The organism is Streptomyces sp. NPDC107517 (assembly GCF_055582645.1).
Window position 1 is genome coordinate 630582 of the sequence record NZ_JBVJPM010000001.1, and the last position, 15306, is coordinate 645887.

The following is a 15306-nucleotide window of genomic DNA, read 5'->3' on the forward strand; positions in this document are numbered from 1 at the left end:
CTGACTTGGCCGTCCTGGATGCCGGTCGACCCCTACATCCTGGCGCTCATAGGGACGGTGGGCCTCGCGGCGCTCCTGCCCGCGCGCGGTGGTGCGGCCGATGTCGCGTCCGGCGCCTCGACCGCCGCCGTCGCGTTCCTCTTCTTCCTCTACGGGGCGCGCCTGTCGACCCGCGAGGCGCTCGACGGGCTCAAGCACTGGCGGCTCCATGTGACCGTCCTCGCCGCCACCTTCGTCGTCTTCCCGCTCCTCGGCCTGGCGGCCCGCGGCCTCGTCCCCGTGATGCTCACGCCGTCCCTCTACGACGGACTGCTCTTCCTCACCCTCGTCCCCTCGACGATCCAGTCGTCGATCGCCTTCACCTCGATGGCCCGCGGCAACGTGCCCGCGGCGATCTGTGCGGGGTCCTTCTCCTCGCTGGCCGGCATCGTCATCACGCCGCTGCTCGCGGCGGGGCTGCTCGGCAACAGCGGCGGCGGGTTCTCCGCGGACTCCCTCGTCAAGATCGTGCTGCAGCTGCTCGTACCGTTCCTCGCCGGGCAGTTCCTGCGCCGCTGGGTCGGCTCCTTCATCACGCGGCACAAGAAGGTCCTGAGCTACGTCGACCGCGGCTCGATCCTGCTCGTCGTCTACACGGCGTTCAGCGAGGGCATGGTGCAGGGCATCTGGCACCAGGTCAGCGCCGTGCGTCTGGGCGGTCTCCTCGTCGTCGAGGCGGTGCTGCTCGCCGTGATGCTGGCGGTCACCTGGTACGGCGGCAAGGCGCTCGGCTTCGGGCGCGCGGACAGCATCGCGATCCAGTTCGCCGGGTCGAAGAAGTCCCTGGCGGCCGGACTGCCCATGGCGAGCGTCCTGTTCGGGGCGCACGCGTCCCTCGCCGTGCTGCCGCTGATGCTGTTCCACCAGATGCAGCTCATGGTGTGCGCGGTGATCGCCAAGCGCCGGGCGCGCGATCCCCTGGAGCAGGTCAGCGCGGTCGAGCGAGTCGCAGCGCCACGAACCGCGGCCGGTACAGCGACACGTTCCGGCTGACCTGCGCCTGCGCGGTGGCGGGCGCCGCGTCCAGCCAGTTGACGTCGTAGCTGAGCAGCAGGCGCCCGTCACCGGCGCCGAGCGCGGGGTGCGCCTGCGGGTTGTACGCGGCCGTGTCCTGCCGGAGCGCCCCGTCCGGCGGCAGCGGCGCCTCGAAGCCCTTCGCGGGACCGTGCCAGGGCCCGGTCGGCGCACACGCCCAGTACGAGGTGACGCGGGTCAGGCCCGCGGTCCCGGCGGCCATCGTGAACAGGACGTACGTACCGCCGTCGCGCACGACGGTGAACGCGCTGCCGACCCCGCGGCGTTCACCGTCGCCGAGGACCGCCCGCGGCCGTGCAGTGCGCGTCCAGCGCGAGCCGTCCCAGTAGCGCCACGACCCCGGCTCGGCGAGCCGGCCGCGCGGTACGCGCGCGACATAGGCGCGGCGCGTGGCCCGCTGACCGTCGTCACCGCCGAACACGTACGTCCATCCGCCCCGGTCGACGGCCGTCGTGCCGAACAGGACGCGCCGCGCCGGGTCCGGCACGCCCCGCTGGTCGAGGACCGTCGCGACGCTCTCGACGCGCAGGCCGGGCAGGGACAGCGTGGCGACCTCGGTGGCGGCGGGCAGGCCGTAGATCCAGGGTCCCGTCCCCGTCGTACGGGTCCACAGCAGGACGCGGAGGACCCGCTCGGCGGAGCCGGGGGAGCGGGGCTCGACGCGGGCCGCGACCGGCCAGCGCCACTGCTGCGGCGCCGGATCGGGGAACAGGGGCGCGGGGAGCGTGCGCTCCAGGGCGCCCGAACGACCCATCACCACGGCCGAGTTGCGCACGAACGGCGCCGAGATGTCGCGCCAGGAGTGGGGCTGGCCCGCCGGGTTGGGCGGCGCGTGCACCTGTCCCAGATAGGTGTCGGAGAACAGCCACAGGACCCGCCCGTCCGGGAGCCTCGCCGAGTGTGTGCCGTCGCCGCCCGTCCAGTCGTCGCCCCGCGACGCGTCGTCGCCGTAGCGGGCGAACGCGCCCGTGAGGCCGGTGTCGGCGGACCACGAGGCGACGGTGCGCGCCGCGCACGGGCGACCGCCCTCCCGGTCGTGGTCCGGGAGGGCGGTCAGCAGAGCGGCGGCGCACACCAGGGCGAGCAGCAGGCCGAGACCCGCTCCCAGGCTCCTGCGGCGCGCCGCCTGCGTGTCCGCGGGCACGCTGGGACGTTAGTGGCCCCCGCGCACCCGGTCCATGGGCAGCCACAGGACGGTGTCCGGGGTCACAGTGGTGACCGGGGTGTCGAGCTCCTCGTCGCTCAACGCCCGGTCCTGGAGCCGGACTTCGTCGATCGCGCCGGTGAAGTGCGCCCGGCTGTCCATCCGCTCGCCCACGTGCACGCCGAACGGCGAGTTACGGCTGACGGAGCCCGGGACGTCGGGCGTGCTGACCGACGTCCCGTCGACGGTGAGCGTCAGCTGTCCCGCGCCGCGCCGCAGTACGGCACGGTGCCACTGGCCGTCGTTGTAGGCGGCGGTGGTGCGCACCGAGGCCGTTCGCGGGGCCGCGGCGCCGTCCCGCGTGGTGATCAGGCCCGTGATGCGGTTGCTCGCCGGCTCGGCGCGCAGCCACACCTGCGGCTGCGTGGTGCCGATGCCGCCCATCCACAGCAGCGGCTGCTCACCGGTCGTGGCGGAGTAGCGGAACCACAGCGACGCGGTGAAGTCCTTCGTGCCGAGCGGCAGCCGGTCGCTGTACGGGAGCCGTACGGCGTCGTCCGTCCCGTCGAAGGACAGCGCCCCGCCGAAGCGGCCGGCGGTCGGGGAGGCACCGCCGAGCACGGCCGCGTCCCGCGCGTCGTGGGCCCGGTCCTCCGTCGTCGGGTCCGCGCCGCGGCGCGGCGTCAGCCAGTCCTCGGTGAAGCGGGCGAAGCGGATCTCGTCGCGGGCGTCGACCGCGCCGCCCTCGTACATGAGGCCCACGTGGTCGCGGGTCGCCTGCACGAGGTCCGAGTAGCCGGACCAGTCGGTCGTCACCACGGTCGAGCGGTCGAAGCTGTCCCAGGTCCGCCCGCCGTCGTACGAGGAACGGATGGTCATGGTCCGGCGCCGGTCGGGGTCGCCGGGGCAGGCCAGCAGCAGCCGGTTGCCGGTGCGCAGGACCGAACCCTGCACCTGGGGGGTGTAGAGGTCGGGGAGCGTCGTGAAGCGCCGCGTGAACGAGTCGCCGCCGTCCCGGCTCCAGGTGTGCGTGCGGTGACCGAGGTCGGTGCCGTCCTGCTCGCGCCCCGACACGTACAGAGTGCCGCCGGGCAGTTCGGCGACGGTCATCTCGGACGGCTTCTGCCGGAACGTGCCGTCGTCCGCGATCGGCCACGAGTCCTTCGCGCCGACCCGCCAGTGCCTGCCGCCGTCGTCGCTGACCATGAGCGCGGCGTGGTTCGCGGTGACGCGACTGCCGTTCCAGGTCTCGGCGTTGACGGTGAAGACGAGCCGCCCGCGGTGGCGCCCCTGGGTGAGCTGGAGGCCGTGCACCGGCCCCGTCGCGTACCAGGAGTTCCAGTCCTTCGGCATGATCTCGTCGCTCAGGTCGCGCGGCGCCGACCAGGTGCGGCCGTCGTCGTCGCTGTACTGGAGGTGCGGGGTGCGGTCGCACGGGACGTCGCAGTTCTTTCCGTCCGTGCGGCCGGTGTTGTACGTCTCCGCGAGCACGATGCGGCCCGTCCTGAGGTCGACCACGGGGGCGGGGTTGCCGTGCGTGTCACCGGCGCCCTCGTTGACGACCTGGAGCGGGCTCCAGGTGCGGCCGCCGTCCTCGGACCGCTTGACGACGATGTCTATGTCGCCCGCGTCGGAACAGTCGTTCGTGCGCCCCTCGGCGAAGGCGAGCAGCGTCCCCTGTTTCGTCTTCACCACGGCCGGAATTCGGTAGCAGGCATACCCGGGATCCTGGGAAGCCTTGAAGAGGACCTGCTGCTCGAACGGCGGTTGGGCCGAGGCCGCCCGGGCCGCGGTGGCCTGGGTCGCTCGTGTCGCGTCAGCCGGTTCGGCGGCCCGCGCGGGCAGCGCGGCCCCCGCGGCGACCGCGAACAGCGCGACGACGGATGTGCCCAGGGATCTCAGACGTACACGGAGGCTTGACGGCATGGTGCTGCCACCCTTCAACGGCTCGTGTCAAGGCTGATGTCACGGCTCATGCGTCTGGACATTCAGACATCCCACGTCCAATGTCCGGGCCACAGACGCTACTTGGGACGCTCGGCACGCCACAAGCACCGTGCATCAGGGGATCAGGACGACCTTGCCCAGATTGGCGCGCCCCTCGATTGCCTCGTGGGCCCGCGCCGCGTCCTCCAGGGCGAACTCCGCGTGCACCGCGGGCCGCAGAGTCCCCTCGAAGAACATGCGCCACAGCTCTGTGCGCCACCGCTCGTACGTCTCGGGCGTCCCGCGCGCGATGAGTGCCATCTGGAAACCGATCACGGACTTGGCCCCGACGAGCAGGTCGTACGCCTCGACGGTGCCGCCGCCCGAGCTGTACGCCACGAGCCGCCCGTGCGGCGCGAGCGCCTTCAGGCCCGGCGTCAGCAGTTCGCCGCCCACCGCGTCCAGGACGTAGTCGACGGGCGCGCCCCAGTTCTCGTCGTCGTACGTCACCACGTCGTCGGCGCCGAGTCCGCGTACGAACTCCGCCTTGCCGGGCTCCGACACCGCGCCTATGACCCGGGAGGCGCCGCTCAGCGTCGCGAGTTGCAGGGCGAGATGGCCGACCCCGCCGGCCGCCGCCGTCACGAGCGCCGCCTCACCCGGCTCGGGGCGCGCGGCCTGCAGCGCGCCGTACGCCACGAGCCCGCTGCGGACCAGTGCCACCGCGTCGGTGGCGCTCGCGCCCTCCGGCACCGGTGACGCCATGGCGACGTGCAGGAGCGCGTGGTCGGCGTAGCCGTGCCCGAAGACGAGGCCGGTGACCCGGTCACCGACGGCGTACTCCGTCACGTCGGGACCGACGGCCGTCACTGCGCCGGCGACCTCGCCGCCGAGCGGGATGGGTTCGCGCGGTTCCCGGACCTTGCGGACGACGGGCAGCGTGACGCCGATCGCCTCGGTGCGGACGAGGAGTTCACCCGGTCCCGGCTCGGGGACGGGCGCCTCTTCCAGGAACAGGACGCCGGGGCCACCACTGTGTTCGTAACGGACGCGCCGCATCGGCACACCGCCTTCCCGGGGTGGGGGTCGTTGGGAGCGCCAACGATACCGAGATTCATTGGGAAGTCCAACGGTTCTTGGCTAAACTGCTCCCATGTCCGAGAACCAGCCCGCCCTGGGCGTCATCCGTACCCTCCCCAGCTGGCGCCTGGGCCGCGCCGCGGAGCGCGGGCGGGGCCTCGTCGCCGACGCGCTCGCCCGCGAGGGCCTGAAGATGTGGCACCACGTGGTCCTGTGCGCGGTGACGGACCTGCAGCCCGTGGCCCAGGCCGACCTGGTGCGCAGCGTCTCGCTCGACCCCAAGGACATGGTCGGCGTCCTGAACGACCTGCAGGACGCGGGCCTCGTCGTGCGCACCCCCGACCCGAAGGACCGCCGCAAGAACGCGGTCACGGCCACCGACGAAGGCAGCGCGACGATACGGCGGTGCGCCGCGGCCGCCCAGGACGCCAACGACGCGCTCCTGGCGCCGCTTTCGGCCAAGGAGCGCGTCGCGTTCATGGACATGCTGGAGCGGATATCCGGCGAGCACGGCTCATGAGAAGCGGATGCCCGGCGAGCACGGCTCATGAGAAGCGGATGCCCGGCGAGCACGGCTCATGAGAAGGAGAGGGAACGGGGCGCCGGAAAAGGAGACCGAGGCGTCGGCGCGTGGGGCCCGGCCGGCGCAGGGGGCGCTCCCCGCCGGATCCGGGCCCCGTCGCCGTGACGCGGGGAAACCGGTCAGCCCTGGGCGGCCGCGGCCCGCAGGGCGATGCGGTGTTCTCCCGCGTACACGTTCATGTCGGGCCCGCGCAGGAAGCCGACCAGGGTGAGGCCGGTCTCGGCGGCCAGGTCGACCGCGAGCGACGACGGCGCGGACACGGCCGCGAGGACCGGGATGCCCGCCATCACCGCCTTCTGCGCGAGCTCGAAGGAAGCGCGGCCCGAGACGAGCAGGATCGCGCGGGACAGCGGAAGCGCGCCGTTCTGGAGGGCGCGCCCGACGAGCTTGTCCACCGCGTTGTGCCGGCCCACGTCCTCGCGGATGTCGAGCAGTTCCCCGGCCTCCGAGAACAGCGCGGCGGCGTGCAGACCCCCGGTCCGGTCGAAGACCCGCTGGGCCTCGCGCAGCCGGTCGGGGAGGCTCGCCAGGAGCGAGGGCTCGATCCGGACCGGGGGAGTGTCGTCGATGGCGAACCGGGTCGTCGTACGGACCGCGTCCAGGCTCGCCTTCCCGCACAGGCCGCACGACGACGTCGTGTACACATTGCGTTCGAGCGTGATGTCGGGGAGCACCACACCGGGAGCGGTGCGCACGTCGACGACGTTGTAGGTGTTCGTTCCGTCCTGGGTGGCCCCGGCGCAGTACACGATGCTCTGCAGGTCCTCCGTCGCGCCGAGGACGCCCTCGCTGACCAGGAACCCCGCCGCGAGCGCGAAGTCGTCGCCCGGGGTGCGCATCGTGATGGCGAGGGGCTTGCCGCCCAGCCGGATCTCCAGTGGCTCCTCGGCGACGAGCGTGTCCGGCCTCCTCGAAACCTGCTCGTCGCGGATGCGGAGCACCTTGCGTCGTTCCGTGACTCGTCCCATGGCTCGATCAGTCCCGGTTCTGTACGTGCTGATAGCCGAAGCGGCCCTTGATGCAGAGGTTTCCGTGCGTCACCGGGTTGTCGTGCGGCGAGGTGACCTTGACGATCTCGTTGTCCTGCACATGGAGCGTGAGGTTGCAGCCCACACCGCAGTACGCGCACACCGTCGTCGTCTCCGTCTGCTCCGCCTCGTTCCAGGTGCCCGCCGCCCGCATGTCGAACTCCGACTTGAAGGACAGCGCGCCCGTCGGGCACACCTCGATGCAGTTGCCGCAGTACACGCACGCCGAGTCCGTCAGCGGCGCGTCGTGCTCCACGGCGATCCTCGCGTCGAAGCCGCGCCCGGCGACCGAGATGGCGAACGTGTTCTGCCACTGGTCACCGCACGCGTCGACGCACTTGTAGCAGAGGATGCACTTGTCGTAGTCCCGGACGTACAGGTCGTTGTCGACGCGCGGCTCCTCGTCCACACGCGCCGCGTCCGGGCCGAACCGGTCGGGCTTCGCCTCGTACTCCTTGATCCACTCGGCGGCGCGCGGTGTCGTCGACAGGTTCACGGACGAGGCGAGCAGTTCGAGGACGACCTTGCGGCTGTGCCGGGTCCGCTCCGTGTCGGTGCGGACCTCCATCCCCGCCTCGGCCCTGCGCGAGCACGCCGGGGCGAGGGTGCGGGCGCCCTCGACCTCGACGACGCAGACCCGGCACGCGTTCTTCGGGGTGAGGGTGTCGCCCTCGCACAGCGTCGGGATGTCCTTGCCCGCGGCCCGGCAGGCGTCCAGGATCGTCGACCCCTCGGGCACCCGCGCCTCCTGCCCGTCCAGCGTGAACTCGACGAGGCGGCGCGGCACTCCCAGCGGTATGGCGGTCATTCGTACGCCCCCAGGCGGTCGATGGCGGATTCCACGGCGTTCCACGCGGTCTGCCCCAGACCGCAGATCGAGGCGTCCCGCATGGCCCGCCCCACCTCCCTGAGCAGCGCGATGTCACCCGCGGCCGCCGCACCCGTCCGCTCGGCGATCCGGTGCAGCGCCTCCTCCTGCCGGACCGTGCCCACCCGGCACGGCACGCACTGTCCGCACGACTCGTCGCGGAAGAACTCGGCGATCCGCAGCAGGACGCGCGGCAGCGGAACGGTGTCGTCGATGGCGAGGACCACGCCCGAGCCGAGCGTCGTGCCGGCCGCGCGCGTCCCCTCGAAGGTGAGCGGGATGTCCATCTCGTCGGCGCGCACGAAGCCGCCCGCGGCGCCGCCGAGCAGCACGGCCCGCAGGTTGTCCGGCTTCCCCGCGAGGGCGAGCAGTTCGCCGAGCGTCGCGCCGAACGGCAGCTCGTAGATCCCCGGCCGCTCGACGCTCCCCGACACGCAGAACAGCTTCGGCCCGGTCGACTTCTCCGTGCCGATCGCCGCGTACGCCTCGGCGCCCATCGTCAGGACCGGCAGCACGTTCACGAGCGTCTCGACGTTGTTCTCGGCCGTCGGCTTCCCGAACAGGCCCTTCTCCACGGGGAAGGGCGGCTTGGAGCGCGGCTCGCCGCGGTAGCCCTCGATGGAGTTGAAGAGAGCGGTCTCCTCGCCGCAGATGTACGCGCCCGCGCCCCGCCGGATCTCGATGTCGAAGGCGTAGCCCTGGCCGAGCACGTCGTCCCCGAGGAGCCCGCGGGCGCGCGCCTGCTCGATCGCGTTGCTCAGCAGCCTCAGCGCGCGCGGGTACTCACCACGCAGATACAGGTACCCCTTGTGGGCGCCGACCGCGTACCCGGCGATCGTCATGGCCTCGATCAGGGAGTACGGGTCCCCTTCCATCAGGACACGGTCCTTGAAGGTGCCGGGCTCGGACTCGTCGGCGTTGCACACCAGGTAGTGCGGATGGTCGGGCTGGGATGCGGTGGCCTTCCACTTCACGCCGGTGGGGAAGGCCGCCCCGCCGCGCCCGACGAGCCCCGCGTCGGTCACCTCCCGGATCACCCCCGCGGGCCCGAGCGTGAACGCCCGTCGCAGGGCGGTGTATCCGCCGTGGGACCGGTAGTCGTCGAGCGAGGCCGGGTCCACGACGCCGATGCGGCGCAACAGGGTCAGCCCGGGCTGCCCGGCCTGCGGGACGGCGAGCGAGGCGGGCGGTTCGGGCTCGGCGGCCTCGGGGGCGGACGCGGCGAGGACGGCGGCCTCGGGGGTGGCGGGGGCCACGACGGCTGTCATCTGCGTCTTTTCAGCCCCTCCGGCGTTTGAGGAGCGGGGGTCCGGGGGCTGGCCCCCGAGGCTCGCCGCAGGCGAACCCGCCCGCACCACAAGCGCGGCCGGAGCCCGCTCACACAGCCCCAGACAAGGACTCCGCTCAACGGCAACCCCACTGCCGAGCTGCAGCCGACCCTCCACCCCCGCGCAGAGCTCGGCGGAGCCGGCCGCCGCGCAGACCACGTCCGTGCACACGTGCAGCACGGTCGCCGGGCGCGGCTTCACGGAGAACATCGAGTAGAACGTCGCCACCCCGTACGCCTCCGCGGGCGGCACCGTCAGCCGCCGGCACAGGTAGTCGAGGGCGCCGTCGCTGATCCAGCCGATCCGGTCGTTGACCGCGTGCAGCCCCGGCAACAGCAGGTCCCGCCGCTCCCGCGCCGCACGGCCGCCGCGCGCCCAGCGCAGATCCGCGTCCGATCGGACCGCCGAGTCACCGAGAGGGGCTTCCCACGCGGAGCCGGGCGGCCCGAGCAGCGCGTCGACCGCCTCGCGTTCCTCGTCGGTGGGCTTGCTGTCACCGAAGTGCAGATCCATGTCCTGCCTCAGCTCCTCACGGCCGCGACGGGCAGCTTCTCGATACGGATCGCCGACGCCTTGAACTCCGCCGTCCCCGCGATCGGGCAGTTCGCCTCGATCGTCAGCTGGTTGGTGTCCACCTCGTCGGGAAAGTGCATGGTCATGAACGCGAGCCCGGGCCGCAGCGCCGGGTCGACCCACACGGGCGCCACCACCACGCCGCGCCGCGACGACACCCGTACCTCCTCGCCCACCACGACGCCGTACCGCTCCGCGTCCTCCGGGCACAGCTCGACGTACTCGCCGCGGCGCATCGGAGAGGCGAAACTCCCGCTCTGCACACCGGTGTTGTACGAGTCGAGACGCCGGCCCGTCGTCAGGCGGATCGGGAACGACTCGTCCGTCAGGTCCACGGGCGGGTCGTGCGCGACGAGCCCGAAGGGCGCCGCACGGCCGCGCAGCGCCGGATCCTGCTCCCAGAGCCTTCCGTGCAGGAAGCTCGACGGCAGGGCCTCCAGGTCCGGGCACGGCCACTGAAGGCCCTGGTGCTCCTCCAGGCGGTCGTACGTCATGCCGAAGTGGTCCGGCGACAGGTCACGCAGCTCGTTCCAGACGGCTTCGGAGTCGGCGAACTTCCAGTCGTGGCCGAGCCGCGCGGCGACCTCGCAGATGATGTCGATGTCCTCGCGGGCCTCGCCGGGCGGGGTGAGCGCGGCGCGTACTCGCTGAACTCGCCTTTCGCTGTTGGTCGTTGTGCCGTCGGACTCCGCCCAGGCGGCGGTCGCCGGCAGGATCACGTCGGCCATCTCCGCCGTCTTCGTCAGGAAGATGTCCTGGACCACCAGGTGGTCGAGGGCCGCGAGACGGCGTATCGCCTGCTCGCTGTCGGCCTCGGACTGGGCGGGGTTCTCGCCGATGCAGTACACGGCGTGCAGTTCGCCGTGCTCCATCGCCTCGAACATGTCGGTGAGCGTCATCCCGTACCGCGGCTGGATGGCCGCGCCCCAGGCGCGCTCGAACTTGATGCGGTGCGCGCTGTCGAGGATGTCCTGAAAGCCGGGCAGGCGGTTGGGGATGGCGCCCATGTCGCCGCCGCCCTGGACGTTGTTCTGCCCGCGCAGGGGCTGGACGCCGGAGCCGTAGCGGCCGACGTGCCCGGTGAGCAGCGACAGATTGATCAACGCCCTTACGTTGTCGGTGCCGTTGTGGTGTTCCGTGATGCCGAGGGTCCAGCACAGCTGGGCGCGTTCGGCGGTGGCGTAGGCGTGCGCGAGGTCGCGAATGGCGGCGGCGGGGACGCCCGTGACCTTCTCGGCGAGGGAGAGGGTCCACGGCTCGACCAGCTCGGCGTACTCGTCGAAGCCGGTCGTGGCCCGCTCGATGAACGCCTTGTTGTGCAGTCCCGCGTGGATGATCTCGCGGCCCACGGCGTGGGCGAGCGGGATGTCCGTGCCGACGTTCAGGCCGAGCCAGCTCTCCGCCCACTCGGCGGTCGAGGTGCGGCGCGGATCGACCGCGTACATCCGTGCCCCGTTCCTGATCCCCTTCAGGACGTGCTGGAAGAAGATCGGGTGCGCGAAGCGGGCGTTGGAGCCCCACATCACGATGAGGTCGGTGTGCTCGACCTCCTCGTACGAGGAGGTGCCGCCGCCCGAGCCGAACGCCGCGGACAGGCCCGCGACGCTGGGGGCGTGGCACGTGCGGTTGCACGAGTCGACGTTGTTGGTGCCCATCACGACGCGTGTGAACTTCTGCGCCACGTAGTTCATCTCGTTCGTGGCGCGGGCACAGGAGAGCATCGCGAACGCGTCGGGGCCGTGCGCCTCCTTGGTGCGCCGGAAGCCGTCCGCCGCCCTGGCGAGTGCCTCGTCCCAGGTGGCGCGGCGGAACGGCTCGTCACGGGAGTCCCGGACGAGGGGATGGGTGAGGCGGGTGTACGTCTTCGGGGTGCGGTCCCGCTTCTTCATGCCGCGCTCCTCATGCGGTCGGCGAGCAGATCCGAGATGGCGTGGACGGTGCGGAGCGTCGGGACCGGGACGCCGGTGATCTCCGCCAGTTCCACGACGGCCGCGAGCAGCACGTCGAGTTCGAGCGGTTTGCCGCGCTCCAGGTCCTGGAGTGTCGAGGTGCGGTGGTCGCCGACGCGCTCGGCGCCGGCCAGGCGCCGCTCGACGGAGATGTCCGGGCGGCAGCCCAGCGCCCCGGCGACGGCGAGCGTCTCGGTCATCATGATCTCGATGACCCGGCGCGTGCCGCCGTGCAGACACATCTGCCGCATGGTCGCCCGGGACAGCGCGCTGATCGGGTTGAACGAGATGTTGCCGAGCAGCTTGATCCAGATGTCGCCGCGCAGTTCGCGCTCGACCGGGCACTTGAGGCCCCCGGCCTGCATCGCCTCACTGAAGGCGAGGCAGCGGTCCGACACCGAGCGGTCGGGCTCCCCGACGGAGAACCTGGTTCCTTCGAGATGGCGTACCACGCCCGGGCCTTCGAGCTCCGTCGCCGCGTAGACGACACAGCCGATGGCCCGCTGGGGCGCGAGCACCGCACTGACCGCGCCGCCGGGGTCCACGCTCTCGATGCGCTGCCCGTCGTGCGGGCCGCCGTGCCGGTGGAAGTACCACCAGGGGATGCCGTTCTGGGCCGCGATCACGGCCGTCGAGCTGTGCAGCAGCGGCTCGATGAGCGGCCCGCACGCCGCGTACGAGTTCGCCTTGAGACCGAGGAAGACATAGTCGACCGGGCCGATCCCCGAGGGGTCGTCGGTCGCGTGGGCCCGGGCGGTGAAGTCACCGCGGGGGCTGCGTACCTGGACGCCGTGCTGCCTCATGGCCGCGAGGTGCGGTCCACGGGCGACGAGATGCACGTCGGCGCCGGCGCGATGCAGCGCGGCTCCGACGTAGGCGCCGATCGCACCGGCGCCGAGGACTGCGACTTTCACGATGGCGAGCTCCGTTCGGTCGAGGGCTCCTGCTCTCACGGGAGGAGAGTGCGGAGGACCGTCGGACTGTCGATGGAATATTGTCTACAGTATGGAAGATGGGCCGACAAGAGGTGGCGCATCGCATACCGTGTACGGATTCCGGCGCATCCTCTTCCCAACTCCCGTACGGCTCCCTAACGTTCGGGATCATGAGGCCCCCCGTCGCGCCAACCGGCTGGAGCCGCTGGCTCGTTCCGCCCGCCGCTCTGTCCGTCCATCTCTCCATCGGCCAGGCCTACGCCTGGAGCGTCTTCAAGCCCCCGCTCGAGTCCGCCATGCACCTCAGCGGCACCCAGAGCGCCCTCCCCTTCCAGCTCGGCATCGTGATGCTCGGCCTCTCCGCGGCCTTCGGCGGCACGCTCGTCGAGCGCAACGGACCGCGCTGGGCGATGACCGTCGCCCTCGTCTGTTTCTCCTCCGGGTTCCTGCTCTCCGCCCTCGGCGCCGCCACCGGACAGTTCTGGCTGATCGTCTTCGGTTACGGCTTCGTCGGCGGGATCGGCCTCGGCATCGGCTACATCTCGCCCGTGTCGACCCTGATCAAGTGGTTCCCCGACCGGCCCGGCATGGCCACCGGCATCGCGATCATGGGCTTCGGCGGCGGCGCGCTGATCGCCTCCCCGTGGTCCGCTCAGATGCTGGAGTCCTTCGGCGCCGACTCCCGGGGCATCGCCCTCGCGTTCCTCGTGCACGGACTCGCGTATGCCGTGTTCATGTCGCTCGGGGTGCTGCTCGTGCGGGTGCCGCGTACGGAAGGGGTGCGCAAGGCCGGGGTGCCGGCGCCGCTCGACGGGGTGCAGGTCTCGGCCCGCAGCGCCGTGCGCACCCCCCAGTTCTGGTGCCTGTGGCTCGTGCTCTGCATGAACGTGACGGCGGGCATCGGCATCCTGGAGAAGGCCGCCCCGATGATCACGGACTTCTTCAAGGACAGCGGCACCCCCGTCAGCGTCTCCGCCGCGGCCGGTTTCGTCGCGCTCCTGTCGGCGGCGAACATGGCGGGCCGCATCGGCTGGTCCTCCGCCTCCGACCTGGTCGGCCGCAAGAACGTCTACCGCCTCTACCTGGGCGTGGGCGCCGTCATGTACCTGCTGATCGCCCGCTTCGGCGACTCCTCCAAGCCCCTGTTCATCGGCTGCGCGCTGGTGATCCTCTCCTTCTACGGCGGCGGCTTCGCCACCGTCCCCGCGTACCTCAAGGACCTCTTCGGCACCTACCAGGTCGGCGCGATCCACGGCCGGCTGCTCACGGCCTGGTCCACCGCCGGAGTGCTCGGCCCGCTGATCGTCAACCGGGTCGCCGACAGCCAGGAAGAGGCCGGCAAGCACGGCCAGGACCTCTACGGCCTGTCCTTCACGATCATGATCGGCCTGCTCGTCGTGGGCTTCGTCGCGAACGAGCTGATCCGTCCCGTCCACGCCCGCCACCACATCCCCGCCCCGAGGGAGGCCACCGATGACGCAGCCGCAGAGCGCCGGCAGTCCGCCTAGCCGCCGCGCGCTCACCCTGTTCGCCTGGCTGTGGGTCGGGGTGCCGCTCGCGTACGGCCTGTACGAACTCGTACAGAAGGCGAGGCAGCTCTTCACGGGGTAGAAAGGAAGAGAACCCGGACGCCGCAGGGCGATGTGGGGCACCCTCCAACCAGGGCGCCCCAATCCTGTCGCTTTACGTGCCCTCGTACCGGTGAGTCGCTCACCAGACTGGTGGACCCGCATCCCGAGCACCGAGGGGCCCCACCCATGACCGGTTCGCGCATCGCCGCCATTGGCCACTACCAGCCTGCCAGGGTCCTCACCAATGACGACCTGGCGGCCATGGTGGACACCGACGACGCGTGGATCCGCAGCCGCGTGGGCATCCGCACCCGTCATATCGCGGGTGCCGACGAACCGGTCGACGATCTGGCCGCGCACGCCGCGGCAAAGGCGCTCGCGTCGGCCGGGCTGACGGCGGCCGACATCGACCTCGTCGTCGTCGCCACCTCCACCGCCGTCGACCGCTCGCCGAACATGGCCGCGCGCGTCGCGCACCGCCTCGGCGTGCCTTCGCCCGCGGCGCTCGACGTCAACGTGGTGTGCGCCGGCTTCACGCACGCGCTCGCCACGGCCGACCACGCCGTGCGGGCGGGCGCCGCGACGCGTGCCCTGGTGATCGGCGCCGACAAGATGTCCGCCGTCACCGACTGGACCGACCGCACGACCTGCGTCCTGGTCGGCGACGGCGCGGGCGCCGTCGTGGTCGAGGCCTGCCCGCCCGGCGACGAGCCGGGCATCGGGCCCGTCCTGTGGGGTTCCGTGCCCGAGATGGGCAACGCCGTCCGCATCGAGGGCGAGCCGGCACGCTTCGCGCAGGAGGGCCAGAGCGTCTACCGCTGGGCGACACGGCAGCTGCCGCCGCTGGCCCGCGCGGCGTGCGAGCGCGCCGGGTACACCCCCGCCGATCTGGCCGCCGTCGTCCTGCACCAGGCGAACCTGCGGATCATCGAGCCGCTCGCCGAGAAGATCGGCGCGGTGAACGCCGTCGTCGCGCGTGACGTCGTCGATTCGGGCAACACCTCGGCCGCGAGTGTGCCGCTCGCCTTCTCCAAGCTCGTCGAGCGCGGTGAGGTCCGCAGCGGCCAGCCGGTGCTGCTCTTCGGATTCGGCGGGAACCTGTCCTACGCGGGCCAGGTCGTCCGCTGCCCCTGAGCAGGCGTGATTTCGCGGCGTTCACGCGTGTGACGAGCCCAACTCCCGCCCCTACTGGCCATTGTGCTCGGTAGACTGTAGACGAAAGCCAATTCATACTGGCTTCTCCGTTG

13 protein-coding genes are annotated in these 15306 nt (G+C 71.8%); 5 read left to right on the plus strand and 8 right to left on the minus strand.

The window, feature by feature from the left end; genetic code table 11:
* The first annotated feature begins 18 nt into the window (after positions 1–18).
* Positions 19–1032 carry a bile acid:sodium symporter family protein gene (locus ACZ67T_RS02715; RefSeq protein ID WP_469981375.1) on the plus strand — a complete coding sequence of 338 codons (1014 nt, stop codon included), beginning with the start codon at positions 19–21 and terminating at the stop codon, positions 1030–1032.
* Here the strand turns inward: ACZ67T_RS02715 and ACZ67T_RS02720 are convergent.
* The 3 genes from ACZ67T_RS02720 to ACZ67T_RS02730 all read right to left on the minus strand — a co-directional run bounded on the left by ACZ67T_RS02720 (position 968) and on the right by ACZ67T_RS02730 (position 5203).
* The gene (locus tag ACZ67T_RS02720; RefSeq protein WP_469981159.1) at positions 968–2218 is read right to left on the minus strand and encodes a hypothetical protein; all 1251 of its coding nucleotides are present in this window, start codon (positions 2216–2218) and stop codon (positions 968–970) included. The two genes, ACZ67T_RS02715 and ACZ67T_RS02720, sit on opposite strands and share 65 nt — an antisense overlap.
* A gap of 9 nt (positions 2219–2227) precedes the next feature.
* Positions 2228–4144 carry an exo-alpha-sialidase gene (locus tag ACZ67T_RS02725; RefSeq protein ID WP_469981160.1) on the minus strand — a complete coding sequence of 639 codons (1917 nt, stop codon included), beginning with the start codon at positions 4142–4144 and terminating at the stop codon, positions 2228–2230.
* Positions 4145–4279: 135 nt separating this feature from the next.
* Positions 4280–5203: a quinone oxidoreductase family protein gene (locus ACZ67T_RS02730; RefSeq protein ID WP_469981161.1), complete on the minus strand. Its 924-nt coding sequence runs from the start codon at positions 5201–5203 to the stop codon at positions 4280–4282.
* A gap of 94 nt (positions 5204–5297) precedes the next feature.
* Here ACZ67T_RS02730 and ACZ67T_RS02735 point away from each other — a divergent pair, with 94 nt between their 5' ends.
* Entirely contained in the window at positions 5298–5744 is a 447-nt protein-coding gene (locus ACZ67T_RS02735) for a MarR family winged helix-turn-helix transcriptional regulator (protein WP_469981162.1), read from the plus strand.
* Between the two features lie 182 nt (positions 5745–5926).
* Here ACZ67T_RS02735 and fdhD read toward each other — a convergent pair whose 3' ends face one another.
* The 5 genes from fdhD to ACZ67T_RS02760 are packed head-to-tail and all read right to left on the minus strand — an operon-like array spanning position 5927 to position 12467.
* Complete coding sequence (gene fdhD / locus ACZ67T_RS02740; protein WP_469981163.1) at positions 5927–6775, minus strand: formate dehydrogenase accessory sulfurtransferase FdhD; 849 nt, start codon at positions 6773–6775, stop codon at positions 5927–5929.
* Positions 6776–6782: 7 nt separating this feature from the next.
* Positions 6783–7643, minus strand: coding sequence for a 2Fe-2S iron-sulfur cluster-binding protein (locus ACZ67T_RS02745; RefSeq protein ID WP_469981164.1), 861 nt, complete (start codon positions 7641–7643; stop codon positions 6783–6785).
* Entirely contained in the window at positions 7640–9544 is a 1905-nt protein-coding gene (locus ACZ67T_RS02750) for an NAD(P)H-dependent oxidoreductase subunit E (RefSeq protein WP_469981165.1), read from the minus strand. Before ACZ67T_RS02750 ends, ACZ67T_RS02745 begins: the two co-directional genes overlap by 4 nt.
* Positions 9545–9552: 8 nt before the next feature.
* Positions 9553–11493: a molybdopterin oxidoreductase family protein gene (locus ACZ67T_RS02755; RefSeq protein WP_469981166.1), complete on the minus strand. Its 1941-nt coding sequence runs from the start codon at positions 11491–11493 to the stop codon at positions 9553–9555.
* Positions 11490–12467: a 2-dehydropantoate 2-reductase gene (locus ACZ67T_RS02760; RefSeq protein ID WP_469981167.1), complete on the minus strand. Its 978-nt coding sequence runs from the start codon at positions 12465–12467 to the stop codon at positions 11490–11492. The genes ACZ67T_RS02755 and ACZ67T_RS02760 overlap by 4 nt, the downstream gene beginning before the upstream one ends.
* Positions 12468–12658: 191 nt before the next feature.
* Between ACZ67T_RS02760 and ACZ67T_RS02765 the strand changes: the two genes are divergently transcribed.
* The 3 genes from ACZ67T_RS02765 to ACZ67T_RS02775 all read left to right on the plus strand — a co-directional run bounded on the left by ACZ67T_RS02765 (position 12659) and on the right by ACZ67T_RS02775 (position 15193).
* A complete protein-coding gene (locus tag ACZ67T_RS02765; RefSeq protein WP_469981168.1) occupies positions 12659–13996 on the plus strand; it encodes an OFA family MFS transporter in 1338 nt (445 codons plus the stop codon).
* The gene (locus tag ACZ67T_RS02770) at positions 13962–14099 is read left to right on the plus strand and encodes an MFS transporter small subunit (protein WP_199841638.1); all 138 of its coding nucleotides are present in this window, start codon (positions 13962–13964) and stop codon (positions 14097–14099) included. Before ACZ67T_RS02765 ends, ACZ67T_RS02770 begins: the two co-directional genes overlap by 35 nt.
* 146 nt (positions 14100–14245) lie before the next feature.
* Positions 14246–15193 (plus strand): beta-ketoacyl-ACP synthase III, encoded by a 948-nt coding sequence (locus ACZ67T_RS02775; RefSeq protein WP_469981169.1) that lies wholly within the window; start codon positions 14246–14248, stop codon positions 15191–15193.
* The last annotated feature ends 113 nt before the right edge of the window (positions 15194–15306 follow it).

Excerpts from the sequence above, each read along its gene's own strand:
- ACZ67T_RS02715 (WP_469981375.1), top strand. The coding sequence starts at position 19 with ATGCCGGTCGACCCCTACATCCTGGCGCTCATAGGGACGGTGGGCCTC.
- ACZ67T_RS02725 (WP_469981160.1), bottom strand. The coding sequence starts at position 4,144 with ATGCCGTCAAGCCTCCGTGTACGTCTGAGATCCCTGGGCACATCCGTC.
- ACZ67T_RS02730 (WP_469981161.1), bottom strand. The coding sequence starts at position 5,203 with ATGCGGCGCGTCCGTTACGAACACAGTGGTGGCCCCGGCGTCCTGTTC.
- ACZ67T_RS02735 (WP_469981162.1), top strand. The coding sequence starts at position 5,298 with ATGTCCGAGAACCAGCCCGCCCTGGGCGTCATCCGTACCCTCCCCAGC.
- fdhD (WP_469981163.1), bottom strand. The coding sequence starts at position 6,775 with ATGGGACGAGTCACGGAACGACGCAAGGTGCTCCGCATCCGCGACGAG.
- ACZ67T_RS02745 (WP_469981164.1), bottom strand. The coding sequence starts at position 7,643 with ATGACCGCCATACCGCTGGGAGTGCCGCGCCGCCTCGTCGAGTTCACG.
- ACZ67T_RS02750 (WP_469981165.1), bottom strand. The coding sequence starts at position 9,544 with ATGGATCTGCACTTCGGTGACAGCAAGCCCACCGACGAGGAACGCGAG.
- ACZ67T_RS02755 (WP_469981166.1), bottom strand. The coding sequence starts at position 11,493 with ATGAAGAAGCGGGACCGCACCCCGAAGACGTACACCCGCCTCACCCAT.
- ACZ67T_RS02765 (WP_469981168.1), top strand. The coding sequence starts at position 12,659 with ATGAGGCCCCCCGTCGCGCCAACCGGCTGGAGCCGCTGGCTCGTTCCG.
- ACZ67T_RS02770 (WP_199841638.1), top strand. The coding sequence starts at position 13,962 with ATGACGCAGCCGCAGAGCGCCGGCAGTCCGCCTAGCCGCCGCGCGCTC.
- ACZ67T_RS02775 (WP_469981169.1), top strand. The coding sequence starts at position 14,246 with ATGACCGGTTCGCGCATCGCCGCCATTGGCCACTACCAGCCTGCCAGG.